The organism is Hyphomonas sp. ske169, assembly GCF_056850855.1.
Map to the genome: position 1 here is coordinate 1,843,636 of NZ_CP096146.1, position 26,696 is coordinate 1,870,331.

Below are 26,696 nucleotides of genomic sequence, written 5' to 3' on the forward strand. Positions count from 1 at the left end.
CAAGGCGATGACCAAAACTCCGGTAAATGATTCTGCGCTAGATCAAATTTGGCGGACTGGGCGGTCCTATAATGGCTGGACGCCAGAGAGCGTTCCAGAGACCCTCATCCGCGCGACCTATGATCTGACAAAGATGGGGATGACGAGCGCAAATTGCTCGCCCGCGCGATTTGTCTTTTTGCAATCATCAGATGCCAAAGCCCGATTGAAACCGTTTCTGATGGAAGGAAATGTCGAAAAGACCCTCGCCGCACCTTGGGTGGTGATCATCGCACATGATCTGGAGTTCCATGAGAAAATTCCGCAACTCTTCCCACACAATCCAGGCGCTAAAGATTGGTTTGCCGACGAACAGAACCGGCATTTGACCGCCTTCCGAAACGGCACGCTCCAAGGGGCCTATCTGATGCTCGCAGCCCGGGCGCTTGGCCTCGATTGCGGACCGATGTCCGGTTTCGACAATGCAGGGGTCGATGAGGAGTTTTTTCTCGGCAATGAAGCGACAAAAACCTGGCGCTCAAACTGGCTTTGCAATCTCGGTCATGGCGACGAGTCGACCATCTTTGAGCGCAGTCCGCGCCTGAGTTTTGATGAGGCCTGCCTCATCCTATAGGGCAATTACATGATCGTTCTTGGCATTCACACGGCAGGTCCCGCCTGCGATCTCGCAATTGTTCGCGACGGCGAGACGCTGGCTGGGCTGTGCGAGCCAATGATGCGCGGCCAAGATGCAAGATTGCCGGGTTTGACGAAAACCTTGCTCGCCGACGCCAATTTGTCTTTCGAGGACATCACGCGCTACGCCGTAGTCACAGGTCCGGGTAGTTTCACTGGCATCCGCGTTGGGGTCGCATTCGCGCGCGGCCTCGGCCTCGCCACCGGCAAACCGTGTGTCGGCGTGACCAGCCTGGAAGCCGCCCTGCCTGAGGGCCAACAAGGCTCAGCCTTGGTTGCATTGCCCGCCCAAAAACGGCCGCCGGACATCACCTTCTGGACGCAAACATTTAGATCTGGGATGGCCACTGGATCGGCGATGGAGATCCGCGCAAGGGAATTAGTCCAGCTGATGACCGATCGGCCGCATATGCTGTTTGGAGATCCTCAGGCGCTCATATCCACCTTCCCCGACACCCCGGTCCATGAGGCCCGCCCGAACGCAATCAGCGCGGCGATCGCGGCGAGCCGTCTTGACCCGGACTTGCGCCCCGCCCGACCGACCTATGCGCGCGCGCCAGACGCCGCCCTGCCCAGCGGCAAGTCGAAAGCATGACACGCGCAACGCGGCTGCTGCCTGAACATGCTGATGCGATGGCGGACTTGCATCGACGCGTGTTTCGATCTGGCGACGCTTGGAGCGCTGACGCGTTTCGACAAAACCTCTCTTTGGCGAGCTCGCGAGCCATCGGGCGATGGCAAGACGCAAAGCTCGCCGCTTTTTTGGTCGTGCAATATGTTGCGCCCGACGCGGAGATATTGACGATCGCTACAGCGCCGGAGGTTCAACGCCGGGGATTTGCGCGAGATCTCGTAGCTTATTTGGAGCGAGACCTGAGCGCGAGCGGACTCAAAAAATGGCTGCTCGACGTCGCGGCTGACAATCCGGCGGCGATTTCTTTCTATGAAAATATCGGATTTCAGCGCGATGGCCGCCGCTCCGGCTACTATAATCGCCTTGAAGGACCGCGGATTGACGCCATCTTAATGACGAAACACCTGGCTAGACAGGAAACTCACTAACGGGTTAGAGGAACGCGCATGGATCGACTGGAAAAACTCTGCGCCGAAAAAGGCCTCCGCATGACCGAGCAACGCAAGGTCATCGCACGCGTTCTCTCTTTGGCGGACGATCACCCCGACGCTGAAGAGCTACATAGCCGCGCCAATGCCGTTGATAAGAACATCTCGTTGGCAACGGTGTATCGAACCGTGAAGCTGTTCGAAGAATATGGCATCATTGAAAGCCATGATTTTGGCGATGGCCGCGCGCGCTATGAAGAAGTGCCAGATGAGCACCATGATCATTTGATCGACGTCAAATCAGGCAAAGTGATCGAGTTCCACAATGAGGAAATCGAACGGTTGCAGATCGAGATTGCGAAGGCGCATGGCTATCGCTTGGTGGATCATCGATTGGAGCTGTACGCCGTACCCCTGAAAGAGTCCGACGATTAATCCCTCGTGAGCCGTTCAAGCCCCTATCTGATTGCACTCACCGGCGGCTCTGGCTCCGGAAAGTCAACTGTCGCTGAAGCTCTAGTGACGCTCTGCCAAGATATCGGCGTCGTGATCTTTGCCGAGGACGGTTATTACTGGCCGATGAGCCATTACGGCCCGGCCGATACCGAAGAGCAGCGGGCGCAAATCATCGCGCGCGTAAACTATGATGATCCGATCAGTAAAGAAACGAGCCTGATGGCGCGCCAATTGGCGGATCTAAAAGCTGGCCGAACGATCGAACAGCCCATCTATGATTATGATGCGCACGATCGCGCTACGGACACGCTGACCATCGAACCGGCGCCAATCATTATCCTAGAGGGGATCCACGCCCTATCGGTACCGGAGCTAAAGCCGTTGATTGATCTCTCGATCTATGTGGACACGCCGGACGATTTACGGCTGGCTCGACGCCTCCGCCGAGACGTTCTCGATCGCGGACGAAGCGTCGCCAGCGTCCTGGGGCAGTATTTGGGAACGGTTCGGTCATCGCATTATCGGCACACCTATCCCGCCATGTTTGAGGCCGATTTGGTCATCGCCGATGAAGGCTTACCGGCCTATGGCCAAGTGAGACCCACCGATGAAGCGATTGCACGGATGCTGGCGCCAATAGCGGACCGCCTGCGTTCGGAAGGTGTGATTTAAGGTTTTTCCGGCTACACTGCCGGTAAATGCTGCGTTTTTTATCGATTTTTGTTGGGGCTGTATTGGCCTCGCTGCCCGCTTTTGCGTGCGAGATGTCCGCTGAGGATCGTTCGACTGCGCTCACCGCCTATGTCGAGAACGGGACGGCCTGCCTGGAAAACCTGCCTGACACGTTCCGCTTCGATCTCGAGGCCGAGAAGCAGTTTGAGCGGGAAATCAATAAAGAGCGCGAAAAAGCAGGCCTCAAACGCTTGAAAGTTCGTGCTGAAACGCGTCCCGCAGCGCGCTTTCATAGTCTCGATATGGGCGTGAACGCCTTCTTCGCACACCAGTCGCCTGACGGGTTCCGACACGGAGATCGCATTGCCGCCTTTGATCGCCGCCTTGTATTGGATCGTTCGGCGGAAAATGTTGCGCAATTCGGACCCGCGGTTTGCACCGATCAGAACGATCAGGTTGTCTCTTGTCTGCTCTTGCCCGGATTTGAGTTGCCGACACGCAATCATGTCGTCGAACATCTGCACAAGGAATTGATGCAGAGCGAAGGACACCGGGAAAACATCCTCGACCCTGAGGTCACTCATATGGCGGTTGGGGTGAGCCGAAGCGATACCGGCTTCTATGTCACGCAGCTCTTTGTCAGCGTGGTCGGGACTTTTGAAGCGCCGCTGCCATTGGCGTTCGAGGCCGGGCAATCGATTGAGGCCGACCTCATTTTAGATGATTGGGAGACCTATCAGTACGCAATCATGGTTGAGGGCGACCCCCAGGATCTCAAGAATAACAAACTCCCGCGAGATGTGAGTGGCGAGGTGGGCGTCAATGTCCGCGCCGAACGCGTGGTTGAAGACGGCAAGCGCAAAAGCGTGTTTTGGATTTACCTATCAGGCCCGAAGATCACGGTGACCTCGGCTAAAGAAAGCTAGCAATGTCTCCGAGCGGCTTTTTAATCAAAGCATGGTTTGGCACCATCGCGTCTTCAGCCGGATAGCCAGCCACCAAGATCAAAAAGGGTTTTTCGGTCTCTGGCCGCCCGCAAATCCCATTTAGAAATTTCATCGGATTGGGTGTGTGGACCAGCGTTGCGAGCCCCGCATTGTGGCAAGCGGCGATCAACATGCCGGTCGCGATGCCGACGCTTTCATGGATATAGTAATTCTTCTTGTCTTCGCCGTCGCGCACCCCGCCGCGGCGCTGGGCAAAAATGCAAATCAGCCAGGGCGCGATCTCCATATAGGGCTTGTCGGCATCAGTGCCGATAGGCGCTAGCGCGTCGATCCATTCTTGCGCCGCGCGGCCGGAATAGAACTCGCGCTCTTCGGCTTCTGCGGCCGTGCGGATCTCCGATTTTTTTGCTTGGGAGCCCACACAAGCGAAGTACCAAGGTTGGTGGTTGGCGCCGCTCGGGGCGGTGCCAGCGGCGAGAACGCATTGCTCAATGATCTCTTGCGGGACGGCCTGGTCCGAAAAAGCGCGAACTGAGCGTCGCGATTGCATTTGTGTGTGAAACGCGACTGCCCGCGCTTGCATCTCTGCTTCCGGATAATGAGGGAAGTCTGGGCTAAGCGGCACGTGGGTATCTGGGGATGTCTTCATAAAGCCTCCAAGTCACTGCCGAGATAAAGCCTGGGCGCCGCCAACAGGCAAGAGAGCGGTGCATCTAAAAAATCTTGAAAACGGAATTGACAGACTTAGTATGTAGGTGTACTACCTTAGTTATACACCAAGGAGGTCATTATGACGAACGCCCTAAAACAACCCCACTTCGAGCCATCGCAAACAGAGGCCATTGCCATTGAGTCAGATCGCGCGCCCAGCGATCCGTCAGGTCCAAATCTGATCGGTGAGAATGACAATGAGATCTTACTGTCCGAAAACACGCTCGTGCGCCGACGTCGCCGCGTCCGCAGTCGTTTGGCGCGATAGGTCTTTAGAGAGCAGACTCGCTAGCGACGCGCCGCATCCACGCCGCGGCGAAAGGCCTTATCCATCCAGGATTTAAGTTTTGCTTCTTTGGCGCCTTTCACGGTTCCAACTTGCAGGACCCGCACAGGCTTGATGCCAGAAAATTCCATCACCGCCCGCTTCGCTTGATTAGCAGCCGGGCGGCGATAGAGGAGCTGATCAAACCAAGCCGGGGCATCTGAGGTCAGCAAGACATCGCCGCTGCGCCCCTTGAGAAGCTTATCCCACCAGGGGTCATCCTCATGATATTCCATCGCGAACCCAGGCAAGAATGCCCGATCAATCACGCCTTTCGCTTTGGCTGGCATATTGCCCCACCAAACAGGATAGGCCCAGCAGGTATGGTCACACCAAAGCAGGTTTTCCCGCCACTCTTCCAAACACGGCTCTAAATCTTTGCGCTGGTGATAGCCGTCCGTGAGATCCGGATCGAATTGCATATCATGCAGATTCATCCGCCGGACTTCAGCACCATTCGACTCTGCCCCGCGCTGATACGCGTCGGCCATGCCATGGCTAAACGAGTTCTCACGCGGATGCGCGACCCAAAGGAATATTTTATCGGCCATTTGCCTCTACTCCTCCGGCAGCTCCGGAACCCCGACCGCATGGAAGCCCGCATCTACGTGCAAAACTTCACCGGCAATCGAATGGCCGAGCGGCGACAAGAGATAAAGCGCGCAACCTGCAACCCCTTCCATTCGGGTGTCTTCTTTGAGCAGGGACCAGTCTTTGCCAGTGCCCATCAGAGATTTGCCGCCGCGAATACCCGCCAGTGAGAGTGTGCGCATAGCACCGGCTGAGATCGCATTGACGCGAATGCCTTGGGTGCCGAGGTCGCGTGCCGCATAGCGCGTCGACGCTTCAAGTGCGGCTTTGGCGACACCCATCACATTATAGCTCGGCACGGTGCGCTCTGCGCCGAGATAGGTCATGCAGATGATCGCGCCGCCATCAGGCATAATCTCTGAGGCGCGGCGTGAGGCATCGATGAAGCTGTAGACCGAGATATCCATCGCGCGGCGAAAACCTTCGCGAGACGTGTTGGCGACCATAGAGCCCATCAGCTCATCTTTGCCCGCAAACGCAATCGAGTGGACGAGAAAGTCGATTTTGCCCCATTTCTCTTTTACCGCTGCAAAGGCCGCGTCCATGCTGGCATCGTCGGTCACATCAGCCGGCACCATGAAGTCCATATCAATGCTTTCGACCAAGGGCCGAACCCGGCGCTCGAGGCTTTCGCCTTGATAGGTGAAGCAAATCTCGGCGCCTTGTGCGGCGAGTTGCTGCGCAATTCCCCAGGCGATTGAGTTCTTATTCGCAACACCCATGATGATGCCGCGTTTGCCCGCCATTAGATTTCCGGTTGGCATGTCTCCATATTCAGCCATGTGCGCACGCTCCTTGCCTGTTTTTATAAGTTTCTGAGGGCTATTCGGGCGCGCCTGCGCCGTCAAGCAATGTGACTGCTGGCCGCGCGACGATTCCGGCGCGAGTTATGCGGCATAGATCATGCAGTGCGAATCATATCCTTAATGCGCCTTAACCAAACCGGGGGTGGAATTGGCTTTGCTTCGCATCGGTGCCTTTTTGGTCCTATCGACCGCGTTCGCGCAGAACGCGGCGGCTGGGACGGTGCACGAAGTGCGGTTTTCACAATCGGCCCAAGTGCTGGTTTGGGCAGATGGCATCAAAGTCGGCCAAGGCCCAGCGGTCGCGCTCGGCGCCGGACCTCAACAAGCCACCTCCATGATTGGCGCGGGTACGCTTGATCCCATTCAAGACCTCTCGGATCGCATGATCCTCGAGATCGCCAGCAATACAGGCTTTGTGATCGAAGCCCCGCACGCTGACGGCTCTGACGCGATCTCTGTTCGCGTGATCAATCAAGGCGCCAATGCGCAAGTGCGACAAGGGCAGATCCACGCCGGATCATCGCGCCTGTTCGAACAAGTCGGTCGAACAGCGATCAGGCCGGGCGCGCCCAGAACCCAAACCCTGACTTTGGAACTCACATCGGATGAGAACACGCTTGATCACCTGATCATCCGCGCCGTGGGCGAATAAGGGCGGTTGCGCTTAATCAGATTTTAGCGCTCCGGTGTTTACCATACCAGGATGAGGCGGACATTTCTAAACAAACTGCTCCTATTAGGGGCCGTCGCGGGCGTGTGTCTCATACATGGCAGCGCGCACGCCGAGCTGGTCGACCGGCCCCATTTTAGGCTGGACGGCCTGGTCATTGTTTGGGCCGCGGACTCAGCGGGCGGCGCCCCTGTTGTTTCAGATATGATTGTCGATTCCGGCACCGGAAATAGCGCGGCGACGTCCGGCGATACCGATCTAATTTCTAGCGATGTGCACACGGTGGTGACAGGGTCACTGGTCCCGACCCAAGACGGGCTTGCCAGCGCAACCGGCGGGATGCCGTTTCTCCTCACCAATACCGATCGCGGCACGATCAGTACCGATACAAATGGGGATGGCGTTGTCAGCGGCGCTGATGCTTTCACTTCTTTCGGGCTTCAGAATATTACGGATGCGCGGGTCGATGCTGTGCGGCAATCCTCGAGTTTCTATGTTGCCTCGAATGTGCCCTTCGCCATCGATGCTCAGGCCTTTACGCCGACGACGTTCACTGAATTTATTTTGCTCCAGATCACGCGCGTGCAGCTATCGATGACGCAAAGCGGGGATGATGGTCTGGCCTTTGGCTCGAGCGCACAGCTACCGCATAGCGGCGGCGCGACAGCCGGTTTCGCGCCGACCTTTAGATTATGGGATTTGCGCGTGCCGCGAAATGTCTTCACCGGCAATCAGCGCACTGCTGCGCAGCCCGGCACCATCGCCGATCAGTCGGTTCGGTTTGACGCAGAATATTCGATCGCGGCAGCGAATCTAACCGGCTATGACCTCTCCCTTGGAACCTTCGATTTCCAGGTCGAGGTCGTTTACACGGTCTATGTGCCTTAGCCTTTGAGGCCGAGTTTATCGACCAAGCCGACACGCATATCCTTGGCGGTATAGATCTTTTCATCATCGGCATAGACTCGGCCATCGGCGATGCCGAGGACCAACCGGCCGCGACGCACACGCTTCATGTCGATTTCATAGCGAACCAGTTTGGTCTCTGGCGTGATCTCGCCGGTGAAGCGAACATCGCCCACACCAAGGGCGCGACCTTTGCCGTAAGACCCGGTCCAGCCGAGCCAATAGCCAACGGCTTGCCACATCGCATCCAAGCCGAGACATCCAGGCATCACAGGATCACCTGGGAAGTGACACTCAAAGAACCAAAGGTCTGGGTGAATATCGAACTCACCGACGACATGACCTTTTCCAAATTCACCGCCATCATCAGAGATTTCGGTGATCCGGTCCATCATGAGCATTGGCGGGATGGGCAATTGTGCATTGCCAGGGCCAAACAGTTCGCCTGCGCCGGACTTGAGGAGGTCTTCCTTGCTGTAAGACGGCTGCGGGGTGTGAAACTCGTGCGGTCCCTTCATAGAACTGGCCTCGCTTGTTGATTTTGTGACATCTGCGCTCGGTGCAGACAGGGTAGCCCGGCCCCTTAAACGCTTGGCGGCTGTGCGGCAAGGCTTTGCAGATCAGAGATTGCCGGTCGCGACCTCTGTGCCCCAAAGGGTCGATTGCGGGACGTATCCAGAATTTCTCTCAATCTTGACCTCGCACCATCCTGCGTCACAGGCGATCAGCTCTGCGATGACGCCCGATTTCAAACGCGCTTTAGAACGCGAGGCGGCTTCGGGATCGCGCTTTAGCTCGACCTCAGTCGTGACCAAAACCGTACGGTCCGCCGAGAGCATCCGCGCCTGCATCCAAACCTCGTCGCCATCCGGATCTCGCACGCGGCGCCAACCATGAGTTTCCCGTACAACCAGCATCGGCAAGCCTTCACGCTCATAGCGCCAGAGAATTTGGTGATCCAAATTCGGGCCTTGGCGACCATGAACAGCTGAATATCGAAGCGATTCAAATCTTGGTAAGGGCTTGCCTGAGAACCGGCTAATCTTCACAATGTCTGCAGATTGCCGCGCTTCTACGCTCATCGCGCTAGCGCCGAAAAACAGGACAAGGCAAAGCAATATACGAAGAAACGGCGCAGTCATGACTGCTTTTTTACCGATTGAGATGAATCGTCCGTAAAACAGCGCATTGGCGATGTGCATTTGCTCTGCTAAGCGCGGTTCAGAAAGCGAGGAAGAATGTCAGATACGCGCCTAAAGGTTATTGTCACGCGTCGCCTGCCCGACGCGGTCGAGCTGCGCCTGAAGGAACTATTTGATACCGAGCTGAACGCGTCCGACGAAGCTTTCACAGAAAAGCAATTGATTGACGCTGTAAGCCGCGCAGATGTTTTGGTCTCCACGGTCACCGATCAGGTTGATGGCAAAGTCCTCAGCCAAGCCGGAGATCAGTTTAAAATGGTCGCGCAATTTGGCGCAGGCGTCGACAATATCGACGTTCAAACCGCAAATGAGCGCGGCATCACAGTCACCAATACGCCTGGTGTTCTGACGGACGACACGGCCGATGTTACGATGGCGCTCATTCTCGCCGTCCCGCGCCGCTTGCATGAAGGCATCGAGCTGATGGAAGCAGGCAAGTTTGATGGCTGGGCGCCAACTTGGATGATGGGGCGCCGCCTCGCGGGCAAGCGCCTCGGGATTATCGGCATGGGCCGAATCGGCCAAGCCGTGGCGCGACGTGCGAAAGCGTTCGGCTTGCAAATCCACTATCATAATCGCAAAAAAGTTTCGCACCTGATCGAAGAAGAGCTCGACGCCACCTATTGGGACAGTCTCGATCAAATGCTGTCGCGGATGGACATCGTTTCGGTAAACTGCCCGCACACGCCAGCGACGTTTCATCTGCTCAATGCGCGCCGATTGGAGCTGATGAAACCAGACGCGTTTATCGTGAACACCGCCCGCGGCGAAGTGATTGATGAAGCGGCACTTGCGGACGCGCTGAAAACCAACAGACTCGCTGGCGCAGGGCTCGATGTGTTCGAGCGCGAACCTGCGGTGAACCCAGATTTGGTGGGACTACCAAACGTCATTCTGTTGCCACATATGGGTTCGGCTACAGTCGAAGGACGCAACGAGATGGGCGAGAAGGTGATTATCAATATCAAGACCTTCGCCGATGGGCATCGCCCACCTGATCGCGTGATCCCAGCTATATTGTGAGACGCTGCAGCTTCTAGTGCACGCTCACCGCATGCAGCTTATAGGCTTCAGCGGCAGCTTCAGCAGCCTCGAGCCCTTCGATAATCGCGAGTTTTTGGCCATCGCCATTGGTCACGACGACAAGCTCTTCGACATCATCGACGCCGCTCAGCGCATCGGCCGGCAGTTCCGCAAGCTCGCGCTCATTGATATTTCGGAAATAGACAAACCGGCTGAAATCTTGGTCACCGGTGGTCGGCTTTAAAAGGTCATTCATGGTCTACTCCTTCCGTTTCAGACAGGACCAGGACACTCGACACTCACAAGGCCCCATCGTGGCAGCCCGCCATAAGAGGATCGGTGTTAGAGTGAATCTAGGAAGCCACCTTGTCACCATCAAGGCATGATCGTTCACATTGAGTTAGGAAACCGTGAAACGTCGAGAATATGGCGGAGCCTGAAACCTGGGTCATCCAGGACACAAGCAGCGTCGAAGGGTCGGAGCGTCGTCCAGCACATTCCGCTGCTGGACCGCCAGACCGGCACCCTCTATGACCCTGAGCAGCAAGGAATTTTCGATGTCGCTGAAATGGCTGCCTAATGCTCTGACGATGAGCCGCTGTGTGCTGGCGGCCTTGGTTGGATGGCTTATCTTGAATGTCGCGCCATCGTCCGTGTGGCCCTTGTTGGCATTCATCCTGGTGGCTTTGACGGACTTCTTGGATGGCTGGGCGGCGCGTCGCTTCGACGCGGTGAGCAAATTTGGCGCGTTCTTAGATCCCGTCGCCGACAAGCTTTTAGTTGGGCTCAGCCTGATTGCTCTAACCATGCTCTCAAATGGCGACTGGACCATCTTAATTCCAACCTGCCTGATTGTTGCGCGGGACATTGTGGCCACTGTCTTGCGCCTTTTCCCGCAGATCGAGATGCCGGTATCTCAACTCGCCAAATGGAAAACCGCTTTGGAAATGGTCGGAATTGGCGCCCTCTTATTGGCGGGGCCGATCGCCAGCGGCTTGGTTTGGTCGCTCGGAATTGCGCTGATCTGGGCGGCCGCTGTTTTATCGATCTACACGCTCGGCCTGTATGTCGGAACCTTGCTCGCAGATGTAAAACGACCGCGCTAAATCATAGCGCGGCCGTTTCAGTTCGTGTCAGCGACATCAGGGGGAGTGGGACGATGCGCCGTTTTCCTGCTTGCTCGGATCAGAATTAAGACATCTGATCAGCGAGCGTGATTTCGCATAGAGGCGTTAAAACGCCCTTAAATTTCCCGTCAAAATTGTGCCGCTATCTGGTCCGCAATCGCGCCCTTTTTCCGGCGTCTAAGCAGATTTATGAGACATGTTTGGAAACGAATCGGGCCGATGCTTTTGCTGCTCGCCGCCATGATCTTCATGGCACTTCCCGCCGTGTTCGCGTTTGCTGGGACGTAATCCTCACCAATGCGCAGGCGGTTGCGCGCCCGTAACATGCTCGTGCAAACGGCGCTTCGTCCCTGGCGTGGTATCGCTTGGTGGGTCGGCAGGGTCACACCAGACCAATTCCGAAATCTCTCGCCCAATTGGGTTCGTGCCGTTGTCCTCCCACGCAGCTGCCTCGACCCGGTACAGGCAGACATGGTCATTTTTCATAATACGGTGATTGGAAAAAATGCCGACCAAATTCGCCGTCCCTGTGAGTCGCAGAGCGGCTTCTTCTTCGAGCTCGCGGCCAAGAGAGGTGAGCACAGTCTCGCCGCGCTCGACGCCTCCCCCAGGCAGGAAGAGCCCCTTCATATACGTGTGACGGACCAGCAGAACCCGACCAGCCTCATCCAAGACCAGGGCGCGTGCGCCTAAAGTCATCGGCCGAGATAGTCGAAACCAAGCCCGAAACACATGTGTTCGAAGATCTGCCAAAGCATGTTTCCTTTTGTTCTGGCAAATAGGGCTCGCCAAATCACCAAAGACGGTTTAACAGGACGCCAGATTTTTAAAGGGCTGTCATCATGATCCACGCATCTGTCTGGGCCATTCTCGCAACTGTCGCGGTATTCGCAATCTTGAATCTGATCGACTTCCGTCGCCTCGACTAGACGCGACCTTTAAGCGCTGCGCCGGTTTAAATGGCGCGCTGCGCATGTCCGGCGCCATCTGAGCGGAGAGGACACTTATGGCTATTCGTGTATCTGAAGGACCAAAACGCGCGCTCGTCACTGGCGCCGGTGCGCGCTTGGGCAAAGCCATGGCCGAAGCGCTTGGCGAAGATGGCTGGTCGGTCGCTGTTCACTATCGCGGATCAAAATCCGGCGCAGAAGCGACCGCCGCGACGATCATGGCGCGCGGCGGCCGCGCCGAATTGGTGCAAGCTGACCTATCCGACGAAGAACAGACCGCGACGCTCGAACGCGCCGCCCAAGAAGCGCTTGGCGGCCCGCTCACCTTGCTGGTGAATTCCGCGTCGACCTTTGAAGACGATACGGCGCTTGAGCATTCACGCCAGAATTGGGACTTTCATATGGGGCCTAATCTCCGCGCCCCTGTATTACTCGCTCAGCATTTCGCGCGGGCGCTACCCCATGATGAAGCCGGCTTAATTGTGAATATGGTCGACATGCGCGTCCTAAAGCTGAACCCGCTTTTCTTCACCTATACATTGTCCAAATCGGCGCTTTGGACGGCCACGCGAACACTGGCCCAATCCTTCGCGCCAAATATCCGCGTCAATGGGATCGGGCCCGGCCCGACGCTTGAGAATGTGCACCAAAAGCCCGGTGAGTTTGCAGCTGAAGCGCAAGCGACGCTGACCCAACAAGGCTCAAATCCGGGCGAGATCGTAAAGACGCTGCGCTATTTGATTGAGGCCGATAGCATAACCGGCCAGATGATCGCCAGCGATGGCGGGCAACACTTGATGTGGCAAACGCCCGACGTCATGCTCTAAGCCATGGACTTTGCTTCAGACACAACCGCGCCAGCCCACCCTAAAGTGATCGAAGCGATCACCGCGGCAAATACAGGATCCGCTGGAAGCTATGGCGCGGATGATGTGACCGCCAGACTTCGAAAACTGCTCGCCGAGACATTCGAGACAGAGAATTTTGAGTTTTGGGTTTGCGCCAGCGGCACCGCCTCAAATGCACTGGCACTTTCCGTAATGTGCTCACCGATTGGGGCCATTGCCTGCCACGAAGAAGCGCACATAGAACGCGACGAACGCGGCGCCCCTGAATTTTTTAGCGGCGGCGCAAAACTACGCCTTTTGCCGGGTCATGGCGCCCAAATTGACGAAGCCGCATTGCGCGATGCACTCGCGAAAAATGATCCAAGTTTTGTTCATGAGACTCCGCTCGAAACGCTTTCGCTGACCAATTTAACCGAATGCGGCACGGCCTATTCTGCAGACGCGATCCGCCACTATGCCGAACTCGCACATGCGGGCGGGCTAAACACGCATCTCGATGGCGCGCGCCTTTCCAATGCCCTGGTCAAAACCGGCGCAAGCCCAGCTGAGATGACCTGGAAAGCGGGCATAGATGTCCTGACGCTCGGATTGACCAAAACTGGCGCGATTGGCTGTGAGATCATCATCCTGTTCGGGGACATGCGCGGGCAGGTCGAAGCCCTAAAAGCGCGCGCTAAAAGATCCGGACACATGCCGCCTAAAATGCGGTTCCTTGCAGCGCAAGCAGAAGCCATGCTGACAGACGGCCTATGGTTAGAGCTCGCGCGCGATGCGAACCAATCAGCAAATCAGCTCGCAAACTTGCTCTGCTCGAAGCCGGGCGTTTCGCTTGCCTATCCGACCGACGGAAATGAAGTCTTCGCGATCCTACCGCCGGACGTGGAAGCAGCGGTTACAGAAGCCGGGGTAAAATTCTATCCCTGGCCGGGCGGGTCATATCGGTTCGTGTGCAGCTGGGCGACGCCGCAAAGCGCCTTGGACGGTATGCGTGACTTATTGGCTCAGGCCTGAAGACAGCCAGCCTTGCATCAGTTTCAAAAAGCCCTCTGTATCGACGGGGGAGGCCTCTTTGCCGCCCAGCAATTGCTGATGCAGCGTCATCACCAAAATCGGCGAGAGCATCATAAAGGCTGAGGCGCGGCGCTCGTCCTCGGTTTCCGGCTTTCCGGGCGTCGCATCCATTTTATCAGCGACCGCTTTTAGCGCCGGATCGAGCAAATATTCGAGATAGGCCTGGCCGACTCTCTCATCCGCCATGCCCTCGATTATCCCAAACGCATGGGCTCGCGCGAAGCCGCCATGGGTTAATCCGGCCTCGGTGACACGAAAATATTCTTTGACCGCGGTTGCAGTATCTGTGGCGCCGGTTGCGATCACTTCCCAAAGCGGGATGGCGCGCTTATGGATATGCCCAAGGATCGCGATCACAAGACCTTGGCGATCTTTGAAATAGTGCCGCAGAGTCGGCTCCGACGCTTTTGCCGCAATTGCAAACTGGCGAAGCGAGGGGCGCCGCAAATCATCGCTCAACGCAAATTCCGACAACGCATCCAATAATGCGGTCTTTTTTGCTTCAAAGTCGTGATTACGAACACCGGCCGGCCGCGGCATACTCTCTCCCATACCCCAAATTGCTCGGCCTTTCTTTGTAGACCTGAGATCAAAGACATTGCAACTGCCATGAGACGAATTGTAATTGGCGCTACAGGTCGGGGGCTTCGCGGCGGCGCTTCAGTCGTTCCGCCAGATCAAGCACGGGTTTTAAAACTTTGCCGCCGGTTTGGCCGAGCTTCATCGCCTCTTGTAGGCGTTGCATGATAAATCGGTCGACTCGGTCCGAATCTGGCTGTTCGAGCCAATACAGGACAATACGGGGGATCACGGCGCTGAGCAGCGCTCGCTTGGTTTGGCGATTGTAATCGGTCGCGGTATCGCCCGCAGCTTCCCAAATCGCGTCGGCAATCGACCAGATACGTTTCACCGCCGCACCCGCGCCCCAAGGCAATAGGCCGTGGCCTGCGGCTTTGCGAACGGCCTCGCGATGCGGGTCCAGCGCATTCAGCCAGGCCTTAAGACCAGCGGCAACCCGCTCATGCGTCCGCAGGTTCACCATCGTTTCCGTGGAAAGACCAACCAGCGCCTCATCCACCGCGCGGTCGATAAATCGGTCGATCAGATCGGTTATCCCATTTGGCGCGGCCAGGGCCTGTTCGCCGGCGCTGAGATCGATTTCTCGGGCGACTTGCTTGGCTGAGACCATGGTCCAGCCGGTGTCTGGGACCCGTGGCAAAAGGGCATCGAGCCATCGATCGAGGAGGATTTGTGAAGGAGTCGACATATCTGAGTCCGGGGATAGGCAAGGCGGTATCCACATGTTATAGGCGCGGCTTGATCTCGGCCCCAATAGGCCACAACCGCACATCTGCAGCCTTGCTGCCCCGACCCATTATGGAGAGTTGACCATTATTCAGATTACCGTTCGCGACAATAATGTCGAACAAGCCCTACGCGCTCTAAAGAAAAAGATGCAGCGTGAAGGTCTGTTCCGTGAAATGAAATCTCGCACTTATTTTGAGAAGCCATCTGAGAAGAAGGCTCGTCAGAAAGCAGAAGCTGTGCGCCGCGCTCGCAAACTTGCTCGGAAGCGCGCCCAGCGCGAGGGTCTCGTTTAAACGACCTGATTAAGCGATTTAAGAAAGCCCCCATGCTCATGGCGCGGGGGCTTTTTCGTATCTGCGCCTAATATTTCACTGGATAGCGTTTCACATCCGTCACTTCGCCGTCCTTATAGTGGACCTGTAGCGACACATAACCGGTTTCGGGCGGCACTTTGACAATTGAGTCGACTGTCCAGCTTGAGTTGAGCGGCTTTAACGGATCGCAAGCGGCAAATTCGAGCGGTTGATCCGGCACCTCGCTATCAATCGCAAAGAAGGCCTTCTCGACCACACATGGATAATCAAGCACCGGGAATATTACGTTCACATAAGCCGGCTCGTCCTCGTCGGCTTCCCAATATTGGAAGTGCACCCATTGCCGCTCACTTGCCGCCATATAGGTGTTTTTGATCGAGTCGTAGAGCGCTGAAACCGGATCAAAACTGATCAGATAGGGGCCCTGTTCCACCCCTTTGGCGTCGAAATATTTAACCTCCATGTCCATCGCTTCAGCTTCCATTGGCAGCTCGAAATACATCGTCGGCATCAAGGCGCCTGTGGTCGGGTTTCGATAACTGGTCATGCCAAGGGATTCAAAGTCTTGGCCGGGGCGGCGAACAAAGATTTCGCCATGCGCCAAGTCCGCGATCAGGAACGTCAACGTGAACCCGCCGCCGCCAATCATCGTCGTCATCGAGACGGGGTTTTCCATCGCCTCGCTCGCCATGACGGATAGCGCGGCAAGGCGTTCTTCAGCATCTTCCAACTCTGTTTCAGCGGCTGGTTTGTCGATGAAGAATTTCACATATTGGCCGTCTTCATGCAGCGTCATGAAATCCTCAAGCAGTTCCCGCTCGCGGCGCTTATCGGCCGTGGTCTGCGAGCCCAGCCGGCGCAGCGAGAAATCCAGGCTCAAAGCATAAAGCGCCGGAGCAAAATCTGGATGATCGGCAACAAAGGCTTCGAGTTGGGTTTTGCGCTGGGTTGGGCTCTGCAGCAGTGCCGCGGCAAATTGCAAGACGCGATCATCCGGGCGATCAAATTTCATCTCATTGTAAATTTCGCGCGCCGCGGTCCGGCCTTCAGTCGCTCTCAAATAGCGCTGATATTGATAGTGCGGGTCGACATATTCCGGGGCGAACGTGAGATATTTCTCATACATCCGTACCGCATTGGCAGCATCACCGCGCAATTCATAAACCCGGGCATTGGCGTAGTATTCGTAAGGCTCTTCGGGCGCATCGGTGACCACGCCATAGGCCACCTGGCGATTGATCGCATCGGCGACAGGATCGCCGGATTGTGCCGCTTCTCGTTCAAGGCCGCGAATTCTTGCTTCTGCAGACGGGGTAAACGGGCTCGCCGGAAATTGGCTGATGAAGGAACGGAGCACATCAACCGATCCAGACCGTTTGGCATCATTCCAAACTTGCAATTGCACTTGCGAGTCAGTCAGCTCGAGCCCTTGGATCGCCTCCGCATCAGTATCAACACCATCCCGCGGCGGGATCAGAAACACATCGCCGGTTAGAGACGAGTGGTCCCACGGCACTTGCCGATTATCCGTCGCAGCGATGACTTCACCGCGGACCCGGCGCAGCATCTGTTGGATCTCAAGACCAGGCTGATTGGCATATTTCAGGAACGCGCTAGTGAAAGGGCTATTCCGGCCCACGCCATCATCGGCGACCGCGCCGGGCTGGGTCGAGTAGACAATCAATGAGCCCACGGAGCGAGTTTCCATCGGCGCCAAGCCGCCTGCCAGCGACCGGGTCATTGACTGCGCGAAAGGGTTATCCCGGCAAGCGTCCAACATAATGATATTGACCCGTGGATCGCGCTCCATTTGCGCCAGGACCAGGTTCATATCGATGGCTTGCAGCTGCAGGTCGGCTTCGGAGCGCAGCACCATATCTGTCGGGATCATATAATTGCGCCCGTCGATCTGCAGGCCATGCCCGGCATAGAAGAAAAGACCAGTCGATGCGCCGTCCAGCTGGTCAACAAATTCTCGGATGGTCGATGTCATCTCATCGCGGGTGAGATCCAAACCTTCAATGACTTCAAACCCTGCCAGCGTCAGCGCTTCGGTTAAATCGGCCGCATCGTTTCGCGGATTGGCGAGTGGGGCGACGCTTTGATAGGCTGAGTTCCCGATCACCAAGGCAACCCGTCGGTCATCCGCCTGCGCTATGGTTAGCGTGGACCCGGCAAAGATCATCCAACACAAGACGCAAATTTTGCGCACGAGCCTTTTGGTCATCGCGGTCTCCCCTTTCGATCTCATATTTAAGTGACTTCTGACTGGGGCAGCAATAGGGCTGAAATCCCCTCACCCGTCTGAAAAGCGCCATACCCTGCATTTCATGCGGAAATGGGTTTGACTCATGATCCTGTTTGGTGTTTACCCGCGCCTTCATGTCCGCGCCGGACTCGGCAGCGGCCAAAGTTTCATTTTTTGAGTTCTGAGAAGGACGAGCGTCATGTTCGCGGTCATTAAGACAGGTGGCAAACAGTATAAAGTTGCCGAAGGCGATGAAATCGTCATTGAAAAGCTCACCGCAGACGCTGGTGAAAGCGTCACGTTTGAAGACGTTCTGATGCTAGGTGACGACAAGAAAGTAACCATTGGTGAGCCTATGGTTTCAGGCGCTAGCGTGGTCGGCACAGTCGCCGAACAGCGTAAAGGCGCCAAAGTGCTGATCATGAAGAAGCGTCAGCGCAACACTTACCGCCGTAAGAAAGGTCACCGTCAGCTCGAGACAGTTGTGACCATCGAATCTATCCTCGCAGACGGCAAGAAAGCCCCAGCGAAGAAGAAAGCAGCGCCGAAAAAGGAAGAGGCTCCTAAGAAAGAAGCCGCACCTAAGGCCGCAGCAAAAGCGCCAGCCGCGAAGAAAGAAGCTGCTGAGAAGAAGCCAGCCGCTAAGAAAGCCGCACCTAAAAAGGCCGCTGCCCCAGCCAAAGCTGACGACCTGACCGTGATGAAGGGTCTGGGCAAAGTCTTTGCTGGCAAGCTAGAAGCCGAAGGCATCACCACTTTCGCTCAAATCGCGAAAATGAAGAAAGCTGACATCGAAGCGCTCGAAGAGAAAATCGGCGCAGCAGGGAAATTTGAGAGCAATGACTGGGTCGCCCAGGCGAAAGAGCTCGCGAAAGGCTAAACATTCGGCTATAAGCTGAATTAGAGATTGGAGACCGGTTATGGCTCATAAGAAATCAGGCGGCTCGTCGAAGAACGGACGCGATTCGAATCCTAAATACCTTGGCATCAAGAAATATGGTGGCGAGCACGTGATTCCTGGAAACATCATTATCCGCCAGCGCGGCACCAAGACCTATCCAGGTCGCGGCGTCGGCATGGGCAAAGACCACACCCTCTACGCGCTCGTAGAAGGCAAAGTGGAATTTACCCGTAAGCGCGGCAACCGCCAGTACGTGTCAGTGGCACCGCTCGCGGACGCAGCAGAATAGCGCGGTCACGATAGGGCCGCCGAGGAGGTGGCCAAAGAATTCCAAGGGGAGGCAGGCCACTGCCTCCCTTTTTCTTTGCCTTCCTATTGGAGACCTCAAATGGCCAGATCATTCGAGTTCAAATCCGAGCGGTTTTTGATGCGACCCCCAGAGGCAAAAGACGCGCGGCAAATCGCTTGCTGTGTGAATGACAAAGAAATGGCCCGCAATCTGGCGCGGTTGCCCCATCCTTATGCGCCGAAAGATGCCCTCGATTGGGTGGCGTATGCCGATAAGGCGCGCGCGCAAGGCACGGAATACGCCTTTGTCATCACTCATGAAGAGGCGGGCGTTATTGGTTCTGTTGGATTCAATCGCACCAGCGGCGATGCTTGGGAAATTGGCTATTGGGTCGACAAAGCTGTGCAAGGCAAAGGCGTCGCCACGGAAGCGGCCACTGCTTTGATGCAATGGGGCGCGGCGCAATTTGGGGTCACGCAATTTGTTGCTGGTCATTTCCAAGACAACCCTGCTTCGGGCCGCGTTTTAGAGAAACTTGGCTTTGAGCGGCGCGGAGAAGATCAGCTCTACTCATTAGCGCGAGGCGGGAAAGACGCCGCCTGGCGCTATGTTTTACGCGCTGATCCGCCCCACAGGCTGTCAGACAGACATTGAGATAAGTCCACGCATTCGCTAAATGGAGGGAGCGATGGCTGATCCCGTAATCATCAAAACCGAGCGTTTGGTCCTTCGACCACCGCTGCCGCAAGATGCGCCGAATATTGTCGAGCGCCTTGGCGTGAAGGGTGTTGCGTGGAATTTGGGCCGTGTGCCGCATCCATTCGAAATGGCCGACGCGGAGGCTTGGCTCGACAAGATTCCGCAAAGTTGGTCCGAGGATACGAGCTATTCATTCGCCATCACCCACCCACTGGATGGCATGATTGGATGTGTCAGCCTTCGTCTCTTACCGTTTGAAGTTTGGGAGGTTGGATACTGGCTCGGAGAGCCATGGTGGGGGCTTGGCTACACAACAGAAGCGGCATCCGCGCTCCTGCATTGGGCGGAGAATGAGCGAAAAATAGAGCGCTTCTCGTCCGGGCACTTTACCGACAATCCTGCTTCTGGCGTGATTTTGCGTAAACTCGGGTTCGAACCGGTTGGCGAAACCTCATTGTTTGGGCTGGCGCGCGGGACCGACAGTCCCTGTATTCGCTACACCAAAGGCACCGATCCCGACCTCGCACTGAAACTGGTCGCGCATTAAGGCAGGACCTGTTTCAACCGTTCTCGATCGTATAGAGATTGCGCCTCGCCCGCCGCGAGATTGGTTTCGAGCGCATCTAATCTTGATTGTAGATCTTCCCCATAATCAGTGTTCGCAAGGTCACGGCTGAGCGAGATCATAGATTGGCGGAGACGGTCAAATTCATTCCCCGCATATCGTTCAAACAAGCGCCCGAGCGATGCCCGCATGGCGGCGCGGTAGGGGGCGCTGTCGTGATGGTCTGGCTCATCAATATAGGACGCTCCGGCCCGCAAGCGCCTTATCTCATCGCGCCAGGTTTGGCGTTCTTTGGCACCAGCATCGCAGGCAGCCGCATCCAAGGCCCGCAGATAGGCTGAGACATCAGCGACGACGTTAGATTCTGGCATTTCTCCAGAAAACTCCTCCGTGATTTGCGCGGCCAAGAAGGCCTCGAGTGCGTCATCCTCGGTTCGGTCCACATTGATTTGCCCGTGTGGTAAGGCCAGATCTGGAATCGCAATGGGATTAAACACCTGATCGGCCCGCACTTTAGAGAACAGACCGCTGGTCACATCCGCCGTGCCTGGCGCGCCGGATATGCCGACAAAGACAAACTCGAGATTACCGCGCCCATTCCGGTGGCAAGAACCGCAACTCAGGCCTGCTTTCGCGGCCTGCCCGCCGAGTAAGAGCGGACTGTTGAACAACAATTCTCCGCGCTGAACCGATGCATCATCGGGGCGCTTCAAGCATGTGGCAGGCTGCTGCGTGAGGTGGTCTACCCGGTCCGCATCCGAACTGATCCATTGCAATGCCTTGAGATCGACATCACGCGCCGGGCTATCTTTTATTGGCCCTAGGCAAGCTGCGATCGCGAAACAAAGGCCCGCGATCGCAAAGATCATTCTCATGCTTCGGCTTCAGCAATCCACTTAGAGAGCTCTTCGGTTTGCGCGCAGCCAAACGGGCACAGCGCGTTGAGCTTCCCCAATTGCGCTTTGGCGCGCGTCAGCTCACCAAGCTCAACATAATACTCGCCAAGATATTCATTCGCGCTGAGATGATCCGGTGCGATGGTGAGGGCAGCGTTATAGTAGGCAAAAGCGGTGTCTTTCTCGCCCTTCTTGCGGTTCGCGAAGCCGATATAGGTCAGCACGTCTGGATGCGGCCCGAGGACTTCGCCCGCTGCGCGCAACTCAGCAATCGCATCATCATACGCGCCAAGATTGATTAGCCGGAGCGCTTCCGAATAGAGCACATCTCCGGTTTCGAGACTGACCTGTTGCACGAGTGGGGCGACGCTTGAGGTTTCAATCGCCTCAGGTGCGGCTTTCGCGGATTCGATCTCCGCGATCGCACCGGCAATCTGGCTCGCCTCTGGGCAAGTCTCCGCACAATCTGCGGAAGCGGCCTGCAAGCCCGACAAGACGCCATCGGCTTTGTCGGCTTTGTCGATTTGAAGATAAGACAGACCAAGCTTGCCATGGGCTTGATAGAGCTTGGCATCGTATTTTACCGCACGCTCAAACGACTTCGCAGCCGCTTTGAATTCTTCTTGTCCATAATGCGCGAGGCCCAGCATATAGCGCGTATTGGCATCTTTTTTCGCGACTTTGGTGACGCGCTTAAACGCCCGCTCCGCTTTGGAATATTCGCCTGCTTTGAGGTGCTCGACCCCCGCTTGATACTCTTCAACGGGATCATAGCTCGGTCCTGAGCTGCTCGGCGCGGATGAGCCAGAGCTCCCGCCACCCCCGCCTGCAATGGCTGGGGCGCCGCTAAATGCGATCGCTGCGACGGCTATTAAAAGGGCTCGTTTCATCACCTGTCCTCCACGGGGTCCTAGCTAAGATCTATATTCTTGCGGCTTTTTGACCAGAGTCCAGAAACCCAATTTCAAGTCTGCGTGATCTCCCCTGCCATCTTCGTGCAGGCTTCGCTCGCTTTTGCTGCCATGATCGCCTATGAGAGCGCGATGAAATTCCTCGACCAAACCAAGATTTATGTCAAAGCCGGCCATGGCGGAAATGGGTGCGCCTCTTTCCGCCGCGAAGCCTATGTTGAATTCGGCGGGCCCGACGGCGGAGACGGTGGTCGCGGCGGGCATGTCTATGTTGAAGCGGTGGAAGGGCTCAACACGTTGATCGACTATCGCTACCAGCAGCATCACAAAGCTGAACGCGGTGGGCACGGCATGGGGAAACAGCGCCATGGTCGCGGTGGTGCGGATAAAACAATCGCTGTTCCGGTTGGAACACAAATCTATGAGGAAGACCAAGAGACGCTGATCGCTGACCTCACCGAAGTCGGACAACGCGTGATGGTCGCAAAAGGCGGCAATGGCGGTTGGGGCAATCTACGCTTCAAAACCTCCACCAATCAGGCGCCGAGGCGTTCTAATCCAGGGGACCCTGGCGAGGAGTTTGTCCTTTGGTTACGGCTGAAATTGATCGCTGATGCCGGGCTTTTGGGGCTACCGAATGCGGGCAAGTCGACCTTTTTGAGCCGCGCCACAGCGGCGAAACCAAAGATTGCCGATTATCCGTTCACCACGTTGCATCCGGGCCTCGGGATCGTTGATCTCGGGGTTGGCTCGCGCTTTGTCTTGGCGGATATTCCTGGCCTGGTCGAGGGCGCTGCCGACGGCATCGGGCTCGGGCATCGCTTTCTAGGCCATGTCGAGCGCTGCAAGGTGTTGCTCCACTTGGTCGACTGCACCCAAGACGATCCCGATCAGGCCTATTTGACCATTCGCGAAGAGCTCGAAGCCTATGATCCAGAACTCGCGGCCAAGCCGGAAATTGTCGCGTTGTCGAAAGTGGACGTTCTGGATGACGAACTCATCGATGAGCAAGCGAAGCTCCTAAAAGCCGCATGCGGACATGAGCCATTGCGCATCTCGGCGGTGACCGGCGAAGGCGTCAAAACCGCGCTTGGTCAGATGTTCAGTGCGCTTGGTGATATCAAGGTCCAAGAACAGGACCCTGATACTGTGGACGATGATTGGAGTCCTTTGGGATGACCCAAAAGACGCCTACAGACCATCTCCACAACGCAAAACGGCTGGTCATCAAAGTCGGCTCCGCGCTGATTGCGGAAGCTGGGAAAGTGCGCCAAAACTGGCTCGATCAGCTCGCGCAGGACATCGCCGAGCGCCGCGCTGCTGGGCAGGAAATTATCCTCGTCTCCTCTGGCGCGATTGCGCTGGGTCGGCATCATCTCGGCCCGGAACGACCTCGAAAACTCGAGGAAAAACAAGCCGCCGCCGCCTTGGGGCAACCGCTCCTCATGGCGGCGCTCGCGCAAGCCTTTGCTCCGCATAAGATTACCCCGGCCCAAGCGTTGCTGACGCTTGAAGATACGGAAAACCGCCGGCGCTGGCTGAATGCGCGGGCGACGCTTGAAACACTCCTCGGCGCCGGTGCGCTGCCCGTGATTAATGAGAATGATTCCGTCGCCACGGATGAGATCCGCTATGGGGACAATGACCGGCTTGCCGCGCGCGTTGCGCAGATGATGAGCGCGGATGTGCTTGTCTTGCTGTCTGACATTGATGGGCTCTACACCGCCGATCCACGCCAAGACCCAAATGCGAAACACCTCGCGATTGTTCGTGATCTCAGCCCTGAACACGATGCTATGGCCAGCGGCAGCAATAGCGAGGCCGGTTTAGGCAGTGGCGGCATGATCACCAAACTGATGGCTGCGCGGATCGCTCAAAGCGCAGGATGCGCCACGATCATCACGCGCGGTGATGCGGACTACCCGCTTACAGCTTTGTTGGGCGGCGCTCGCGCCACTTGGATCCCATCTGCACTGACCCCTGACACAGCGCGCCAAATCTGGCTGAAAGGTCATCTGACCCCCGAAGGCGCGATCCTCGTCGATCCTGGCGCAGCGAAGGCGCTTGCGGATGGCGCAAGCCTTCTGCCTGTGGGCGTGACGGCAACAGAGGGCGAATTTGCGCGCGGCGCAGCGGTCGCGATTAAAGATCCGGGCGGACAAACCATCGCCAAAGGGATTTCGGCCTGTAGCTCCGCCGATATTGGGCGCATCGCGGGCCTGCAATCTGATCAAGTTGAACAAGAACTCGGCTTTCGCGGGCGTCCCGCCATCGTGCACAGAAATGATTTGGTTTTAGAACGCTAAATCTTGACACTCGCCGCTAAGATCTGCCCTGTGCGCGAATGGATAAGTCTATGAGCCTGACCAAACGTATCGGATTGTTTTTAGGACCGATTATCGCGGCGCTCATGCTTCTCGCAGGTCCTCCAGAAGAACTTTCTTTCTCAGCTTGGGCAATTGGCGCACTGATGGCATGGATGGCGATATGGTGGGCCACCGAACCAATCCCGATCCCTGTCACCTCGCTCCTGCCGCTGGTGATTATTCCATTGATCGGCGCGGGCAGCGCAAGAGAAGCTGCTGCGGGATATTCGAGCCCGATTGTGATGTTGCTGCTTGGCGGCTTTGTCATCGCGCTAGGGATTGAGCGATGGGGGCTACACAAGCGGATTGCTTTGAACATCGTCTCGCGCGTTGGCTCGCATCCCGCAGCGCTGATTTTCGGCTTCATGATCGCAACCGCCTTGCTGTCCATGTGGATTTCCAACACCGCCACAACTTTAATGATGGTGCCCATCGCGATTTCCGCGGCCGCCGCCTTGAAAGACCGGTCGGGCAAGTTTGTGTCCGCGCTCCTTTTGGGGGTTTGCTATGCCGCTTCAATTGGCGGGGTGGCGACGCCAATCGGAACCCCGACCAATCTCATCGCCATTGATTGGCTGGAACAGAACACCCAAACTACGATTGGCTTCGGGCAATGGATGAGCTTTGGTGTGCCCGCGTTAGCGCTGCTAATCCCGGTCGCTTGGTGGTCCGTGACCCGCAGGCTTCCTGATTTAGGAGATGGCACCGCTGCGATGCGGGAAGTGCGTCAACAGCGCAGCGAGTTGGGCGGGGTGACTGCACCAGAAGCGCGTGCCGCGATCGTGTTTGGTGTGGTCGCAGCCTTTTGGGTCTTGCGCGTCCCGGTTCAACTCGCCGCGGAGGCAGGCGGATGGAACTATCCCTGGCTGATGGCGGTAGGGGATATGGGCATCGCTATCGCCGGAGCAATCGCAATGTTCTTGGTACCCGCGGGCATGGGAAGGAAACGGGCGCTTCTAACCTGGGATGAAGCGGTAAAACTGCCCTGGGGCGTGCTGATCCTGTTTGGGGGCGGCATCAGCCTGGGCCAGGCGGTGACCCGAACCGGGCTTTCGACCTTTATTGGCGATCAGCTGGCAACCCTATCCGTGCTACCGCCAATTTTCTTTATCGCGGCCGTCGTGGCGCTGGTTATCTTTCTCACAGAGCTGACCAGCAATGTGGCGACGATGACGACGCTGGCGCCAATCTTGGGGGCGCTGGCCACAGCAATTGGGGCGGCACCGACGAGCCTCTTGGCACCCGCAGCAGTGGCTGCGAGTTGCGCCTTTATGTTGCCAGTTGCAACCGCCCCGAATGCGATCATTTATGCGACGGACAAAGTGCCCATCGCGCAAATGATCCAGCGCGGGTTCCGTGTGAACTTAATTGGCATTGTCGTGATTACGGCAATCGGATTCTGGCTCGCACCGCTAGTGCTGTAGGCTTACTTACAGGCGCAAGCGGCGTCTTCTGCCAATTCGCCAAACCCGTCGGCAAACAGGTTTTCGACCGAATCGAGCGCGAAAACGGCATCCTCGCCTTCGGCCATAATCTCAACCGTGCTGCCAATTCCTGCGCCGAGACAAAGCAAATCCATGATCGATCGAGCATCTGCTTCTTCGCCCTCAAAACTCACCGTCACTTTTGTCGGAAGTTTCAGGGCGAGTTCTGCCAGTTTGGCAGAGGCGCGCGCGTGCAAGCCTTTGCGATTTACGATTTGGATTTGACGGGTCTGCTCACTCATTTTGCGCGACTCATCACTTGCGACCCAATCCGAATATAGCGCTTACCGGCATCGCTCGCCGCCTGCACGGCTTCAGACAAAGTTAGGTCAGATCGAATTTGTGCCAAATGAATAAGCATCGGAAGGTTGACCCCGCCGATGACGTCGATCTTGCCTGCTGTCAGGCTCGAGAGCGCGAGATTAGAGGGCGTTCCGCCAAACATATCGGTGAGTATGATCACGCCTTTGCCAGTATTGCAGGCTTTGACCGTTTCCCGGATTTCATCGCGGCGCTCATCGATATCGTCTTCAGCTTCGATCGAAAGCGCTTCAAACGCATCTTGTGGACCGACCACGTGCTCGGCCGCACGCACCAGCTCGTGCGCTAGTTTTCCGTGACTGACAACGACGATTCCGATCATGGGACCGTTCCAATTACTCACCGTACTGAA

The 26,696-nt window shown here is 56.7% G+C and carries 35 protein-coding genes; 21 read left to right on the forward strand and 14 right to left on the reverse strand.

The window, feature by feature from the left end; genetic code table 11:
* Positions 1 to 7: 7 nt before the first annotated feature.
* Genes MY069_RS08895 through MY069_RS08920 form a run of 6 tightly spaced genes read left to right on the forward strand, consistent with a single transcriptional unit; the run spans position 8 to position 3,791 of the window.
* On the forward strand, positions 8 to 613 hold the full coding sequence (locus tag MY069_RS08895) for a malonic semialdehyde reductase (RefSeq protein ID WP_482793424.1): 606 nt from the start codon (positions 8 to 10) through the stop codon (positions 611 to 613).
* A gap of 9 nt (positions 614 to 622) precedes the next feature.
* Entirely contained in the window at positions 623 to 1,270 is a 648-nt protein-coding gene (tsaB, locus tag MY069_RS08900; protein WP_482793425.1) for a tRNA (adenosine(37)-N6)-threonylcarbamoyltransferase complex dimerization subunit type 1 TsaB, read from the forward strand.
* Complete coding sequence (locus tag MY069_RS08905) at positions 1,267 to 1,737, forward strand: GNAT family N-acetyltransferase (RefSeq protein WP_482793426.1); 471 nt, start codon at positions 1,267 to 1,269, stop codon at positions 1,735 to 1,737. The genes tsaB and MY069_RS08905 overlap by 4 nt, the downstream gene beginning before the upstream one ends.
* Before the next feature lie 18 nt (positions 1,738 to 1,755).
* Positions 1,756 to 2,172, forward strand: coding sequence for a Fur family transcriptional regulator (locus MY069_RS08910; protein ID WP_482793427.1), 417 nt, complete (start codon positions 1,756 to 1,758; stop codon positions 2,170 to 2,172).
* Between the two features lie 6 nt (positions 2,173 to 2,178).
* Positions 2,179 to 2,865, forward strand: coding sequence for a uridine kinase (gene udk / locus MY069_RS08915; protein WP_482793428.1), 687 nt, complete (start codon positions 2,179 to 2,181; stop codon positions 2,863 to 2,865).
* A gap of 26 nt (positions 2,866 to 2,891) precedes the next feature.
* Complete coding sequence (locus MY069_RS08920; RefSeq protein WP_482793429.1) at positions 2,892 to 3,791, forward strand: CAP domain-containing protein; 900 nt, start codon at positions 2,892 to 2,894, stop codon at positions 3,789 to 3,791.
* On the opposite strand, the gene MY069_RS08925 is transcribed toward MY069_RS08920, so the two are convergent.
* Positions 3,778 to 4,461 carry a nitroreductase family protein gene (locus tag MY069_RS08925; RefSeq protein WP_482793430.1) on the reverse strand — a complete coding sequence of 228 codons (684 nt, stop codon included), beginning with the start codon at positions 4,459 to 4,461 and terminating at the stop codon, positions 3,778 to 3,780. The genes MY069_RS08920 and MY069_RS08925 overlap by 14 nt on opposite strands.
* A gap of 141 nt (positions 4,462 to 4,602) precedes the next feature.
* Between MY069_RS08925 and MY069_RS08930 the strand changes: the two genes are divergently transcribed.
* Positions 4,603 to 4,791, forward strand: a complete 189-nt coding sequence (locus MY069_RS08930; protein WP_482793431.1) for a hypothetical protein — start codon at positions 4,603 to 4,605, stop codon at positions 4,789 to 4,791.
* A 20-nt stretch (positions 4,792 to 4,811) separates the two neighbouring features.
* Here MY069_RS08930 and MY069_RS08935 read toward each other — a convergent pair whose 3' ends face one another.
* Together MY069_RS08935 and MY069_RS08940 are read right to left on the reverse strand one after the other, a co-directional pair.
* Positions 4,812 to 5,399, reverse strand: coding sequence for an NAD(P)H-dependent oxidoreductase (locus MY069_RS08935; protein ID WP_482793432.1), 588 nt, complete (start codon positions 5,397 to 5,399; stop codon positions 4,812 to 4,814).
* Positions 5,400 to 5,405: 6 nt separating this feature from the next.
* Entirely contained in the window at positions 5,406 to 6,221 is an 816-nt protein-coding gene (locus tag MY069_RS08940; protein WP_482793433.1) for an enoyl-ACP reductase FabI, read from the reverse strand.
* A gap of 172 nt (positions 6,222 to 6,393) precedes the next feature.
* On the opposite strand from MY069_RS08940, the gene MY069_RS08945 reads away from it, so the two are divergent.
* Together MY069_RS08945 and MY069_RS08950 are read left to right on the forward strand one after the other, a co-directional pair.
* Positions 6,394 to 6,897 (forward strand): hypothetical protein, encoded by a 504-nt coding sequence (locus tag MY069_RS08945; RefSeq protein ID WP_482793434.1) that lies wholly within the window; start codon positions 6,394 to 6,396, stop codon positions 6,895 to 6,897.
* Between the two features lie 102 nt (positions 6,898 to 6,999).
* Complete coding sequence (locus MY069_RS08950) at positions 7,000 to 7,803, forward strand: hypothetical protein (protein WP_482793435.1); 804 nt, start codon at positions 7,000 to 7,002, stop codon at positions 7,801 to 7,803.
* Here MY069_RS08950 and fabA read toward each other — a convergent pair.
* Both fabA and MY069_RS08960 read right to left on the reverse strand, forming a co-directional pair.
* Positions 7,800 to 8,339 carry a bifunctional 3-hydroxydecanoyl-ACP dehydratase/trans-2-decenoyl-ACP isomerase gene (gene fabA / locus MY069_RS08955; RefSeq protein WP_482793436.1) on the reverse strand — a complete coding sequence of 180 codons (540 nt, stop codon included), beginning with the start codon at positions 8,337 to 8,339 and terminating at the stop codon, positions 7,800 to 7,802. The genes MY069_RS08950 and fabA overlap by 4 nt on opposite strands.
* 102 nt (positions 8,340 to 8,441) lie before the next feature.
* Positions 8,442 to 8,903 carry an SH3 domain-containing protein gene (locus tag MY069_RS08960; RefSeq protein ID WP_482793437.1) on the reverse strand — a complete coding sequence of 154 codons (462 nt, stop codon included), beginning with the start codon at positions 8,901 to 8,903 and terminating at the stop codon, positions 8,442 to 8,444.
* A gap of 156 nt (positions 8,904 to 9,059) precedes the next feature.
* Here MY069_RS08960 and MY069_RS08965 point away from each other — a divergent pair, with 156 nt between their 5' ends.
* Complete coding sequence (locus tag MY069_RS08965; protein WP_482793438.1) at positions 9,060 to 10,046, forward strand: 2-hydroxyacid dehydrogenase; 987 nt, start codon at positions 9,060 to 9,062, stop codon at positions 10,044 to 10,046.
* Between the two features lie 13 nt (positions 10,047 to 10,059).
* On the opposite strand, the gene MY069_RS08970 is transcribed toward MY069_RS08965, so the two are convergent.
* A complete protein-coding gene (locus tag MY069_RS08970) occupies positions 10,060 to 10,302 on the reverse strand; it encodes a DUF1150 family protein (RefSeq protein WP_482793439.1) in 243 nt (80 codons plus the stop codon).
* A 301-nt stretch (positions 10,303 to 10,603) separates the two neighbouring features.
* On the opposite strand from MY069_RS08970, the gene pgsA reads away from it, so the two are divergent.
* Entirely contained in the window at positions 10,604 to 11,152 is a 549-nt protein-coding gene (gene pgsA / locus MY069_RS08975) for a CDP-diacylglycerol--glycerol-3-phosphate 3-phosphatidyltransferase (protein WP_482793440.1), read from the forward strand.
* A 312-nt stretch (positions 11,153 to 11,464) separates the two neighbouring features.
* Here pgsA and MY069_RS08980 read toward each other — a convergent pair whose 3' ends face one another.
* A complete protein-coding gene (locus MY069_RS08980) occupies positions 11,465 to 11,926 on the reverse strand; it encodes an NUDIX domain-containing protein (protein ID WP_482793441.1) in 462 nt (153 codons plus the stop codon).
* Positions 11,927 to 12,179: 253 nt separating this feature from the next.
* Here MY069_RS08980 and MY069_RS08985 point away from each other — a divergent pair, with 253 nt between their 5' ends.
* Both MY069_RS08985 and MY069_RS08990 read left to right on the forward strand, forming a co-directional pair.
* Positions 12,180 to 12,950: an SDR family oxidoreductase gene (locus tag MY069_RS08985; RefSeq protein ID WP_482793442.1), complete on the forward strand. Its 771-nt coding sequence runs from the start codon at positions 12,180 to 12,182 to the stop codon at positions 12,948 to 12,950.
* Positions 12,951 to 12,953: 3 nt separating this feature from the next.
* On the forward strand, positions 12,954 to 13,982 hold the full coding sequence (locus MY069_RS08990; RefSeq protein ID WP_482793443.1) for a threonine aldolase family protein: 1,029 nt from the start codon (positions 12,954 to 12,956) through the stop codon (positions 13,980 to 13,982).
* On the opposite strand, the gene MY069_RS08995 is transcribed toward MY069_RS08990, so the two are convergent.
* Both MY069_RS08995 and MY069_RS09000 read right to left on the reverse strand, forming a co-directional pair.
* Positions 13,965 to 14,582, reverse strand: a complete 618-nt coding sequence (locus MY069_RS08995) for a TetR/AcrR family transcriptional regulator (protein ID WP_482793444.1) — start codon at positions 14,580 to 14,582, stop codon at positions 13,965 to 13,967. The two genes, MY069_RS08990 and MY069_RS08995, sit on opposite strands and share 18 nt — an antisense overlap.
* A 91-nt stretch (positions 14,583 to 14,673) precedes the next feature.
* Positions 14,674 to 15,309: a COQ9 family protein gene (locus tag MY069_RS09000; protein WP_482793445.1), complete on the reverse strand. Its 636-nt coding sequence runs from the start codon at positions 15,307 to 15,309 to the stop codon at positions 14,674 to 14,676.
* A gap of 127 nt (positions 15,310 to 15,436) precedes the next feature.
* Here MY069_RS09000 and rpsU point away from each other — a divergent pair, with 127 nt between their 5' ends.
* On the forward strand, positions 15,437 to 15,643 hold the full coding sequence (gene rpsU, locus MY069_RS09005; protein WP_070961778.1) for a 30S ribosomal protein S21: 207 nt from the start codon (positions 15,437 to 15,439) through the stop codon (positions 15,641 to 15,643).
* Positions 15,644 to 15,710: 67 nt separating this feature from the next.
* Here the strand turns inward: rpsU and MY069_RS09010 are convergent, their stop codons facing one another.
* Positions 15,711 to 17,891, reverse strand: a complete 2,181-nt coding sequence (locus MY069_RS09010) for a caspase family protein (protein WP_482793446.1) — start codon at positions 17,889 to 17,891, stop codon at positions 15,711 to 15,713.
* Between the two features lie 220 nt (positions 17,892 to 18,111).
* Here MY069_RS09010 and MY069_RS09015 point away from each other — a divergent pair, with 220 nt between their 5' ends.
* The 4 genes from MY069_RS09015 (at position 18,112) to MY069_RS09030 (ending at position 20,348) form a co-directional block, all read left to right on the forward strand.
* Positions 18,112 to 18,792 carry a 50S ribosomal protein L21 gene (locus tag MY069_RS09015; protein ID WP_482793447.1) on the forward strand — a complete coding sequence of 227 codons (681 nt, stop codon included), beginning with the start codon at positions 18,112 to 18,114 and terminating at the stop codon, positions 18,790 to 18,792.
* Positions 18,793 to 18,832: 40 nt separating this feature from the next.
* Positions 18,833 to 19,102 carry a 50S ribosomal protein L27 gene (gene rpmA, locus MY069_RS09020; protein ID WP_482793448.1) on the forward strand — a complete coding sequence of 90 codons (270 nt, stop codon included), beginning with the start codon at positions 18,833 to 18,835 and terminating at the stop codon, positions 19,100 to 19,102.
* 99 nt (positions 19,103 to 19,201) lie between these two features.
* A complete protein-coding gene (locus tag MY069_RS09025) occupies positions 19,202 to 19,756 on the forward strand; it encodes a GNAT family N-acetyltransferase (RefSeq protein WP_482793449.1) in 555 nt (184 codons plus the stop codon).
* A 34-nt stretch (positions 19,757 to 19,790) separates the two neighbouring features.
* On the forward strand, positions 19,791 to 20,348 hold the full coding sequence (locus MY069_RS09030; protein WP_482793450.1) for a GNAT family N-acetyltransferase: 558 nt from the start codon (positions 19,791 to 19,793) through the stop codon (positions 20,346 to 20,348).
* On the opposite strand, the gene MY069_RS09035 is transcribed toward MY069_RS09030, so the two are convergent.
* Entirely contained in the window at positions 20,345 to 21,241 is an 897-nt protein-coding gene (locus MY069_RS09035; RefSeq protein ID WP_482793451.1) for a hypothetical protein, read from the reverse strand. The genes MY069_RS09030 and MY069_RS09035 overlap by 4 nt on opposite strands.
* On the reverse strand, positions 21,238 to 22,152 hold the full coding sequence (locus MY069_RS09040; protein ID WP_482793452.1) for a tetratricopeptide repeat protein: 915 nt from the start codon (positions 22,150 to 22,152) through the stop codon (positions 21,238 to 21,240). The genes MY069_RS09035 and MY069_RS09040 overlap by 4 nt, the downstream gene beginning before the upstream one ends.
* A 153-nt stretch (positions 22,153 to 22,305) precedes the next feature.
* Here MY069_RS09040 and obgE point away from each other — a divergent pair, with 153 nt between their 5' ends.
* The 3 genes from obgE to MY069_RS09055 are packed head-to-tail and all read left to right on the forward strand — an operon-like array spanning position 22,306 to position 25,963.
* Positions 22,306 to 23,352 carry a GTPase ObgE gene (obgE, locus tag MY069_RS09045; protein WP_482793453.1) on the forward strand — a complete coding sequence of 349 codons (1,047 nt, stop codon included), beginning with the start codon at positions 22,306 to 22,308 and terminating at the stop codon, positions 23,350 to 23,352.
* A complete protein-coding gene (proB, locus tag MY069_RS09050) occupies positions 23,349 to 24,479 on the forward strand; it encodes a glutamate 5-kinase (protein WP_482793454.1) in 1,131 nt (376 codons plus the stop codon). The genes obgE and proB overlap by 4 nt, the downstream gene beginning before the upstream one ends.
* Before the next feature lie 50 nt (positions 24,480 to 24,529).
* Positions 24,530 to 25,963, forward strand: a complete 1,434-nt coding sequence (locus MY069_RS09055) for an SLC13 family permease (protein ID WP_482793455.1) — start codon at positions 24,530 to 24,532, stop codon at positions 25,961 to 25,963.
* A 2-nt stretch (positions 25,964 to 25,965) separates the two neighbouring features.
* On the opposite strand, the gene MY069_RS09060 is transcribed toward MY069_RS09055, so the two are convergent.
* The gene (locus MY069_RS09060) at positions 25,966 to 26,265 is read right to left on the reverse strand and encodes an HPr family phosphocarrier protein (RefSeq protein ID WP_482793456.1); all 300 of its coding nucleotides are present in this window, start codon (positions 26,263 to 26,265) and stop codon (positions 25,966 to 25,968) included.
* The gene (locus tag MY069_RS09065; protein ID WP_482793457.1) at positions 26,262 to 26,666 is read right to left on the reverse strand and encodes a PTS sugar transporter subunit IIA; all 405 of its coding nucleotides are present in this window, start codon (positions 26,664 to 26,666) and stop codon (positions 26,262 to 26,264) included. Before MY069_RS09065 ends, MY069_RS09060 begins: the two co-directional genes overlap by 4 nt.
* Positions 26,667 to 26,696: the final 30 nt, after the last annotated feature.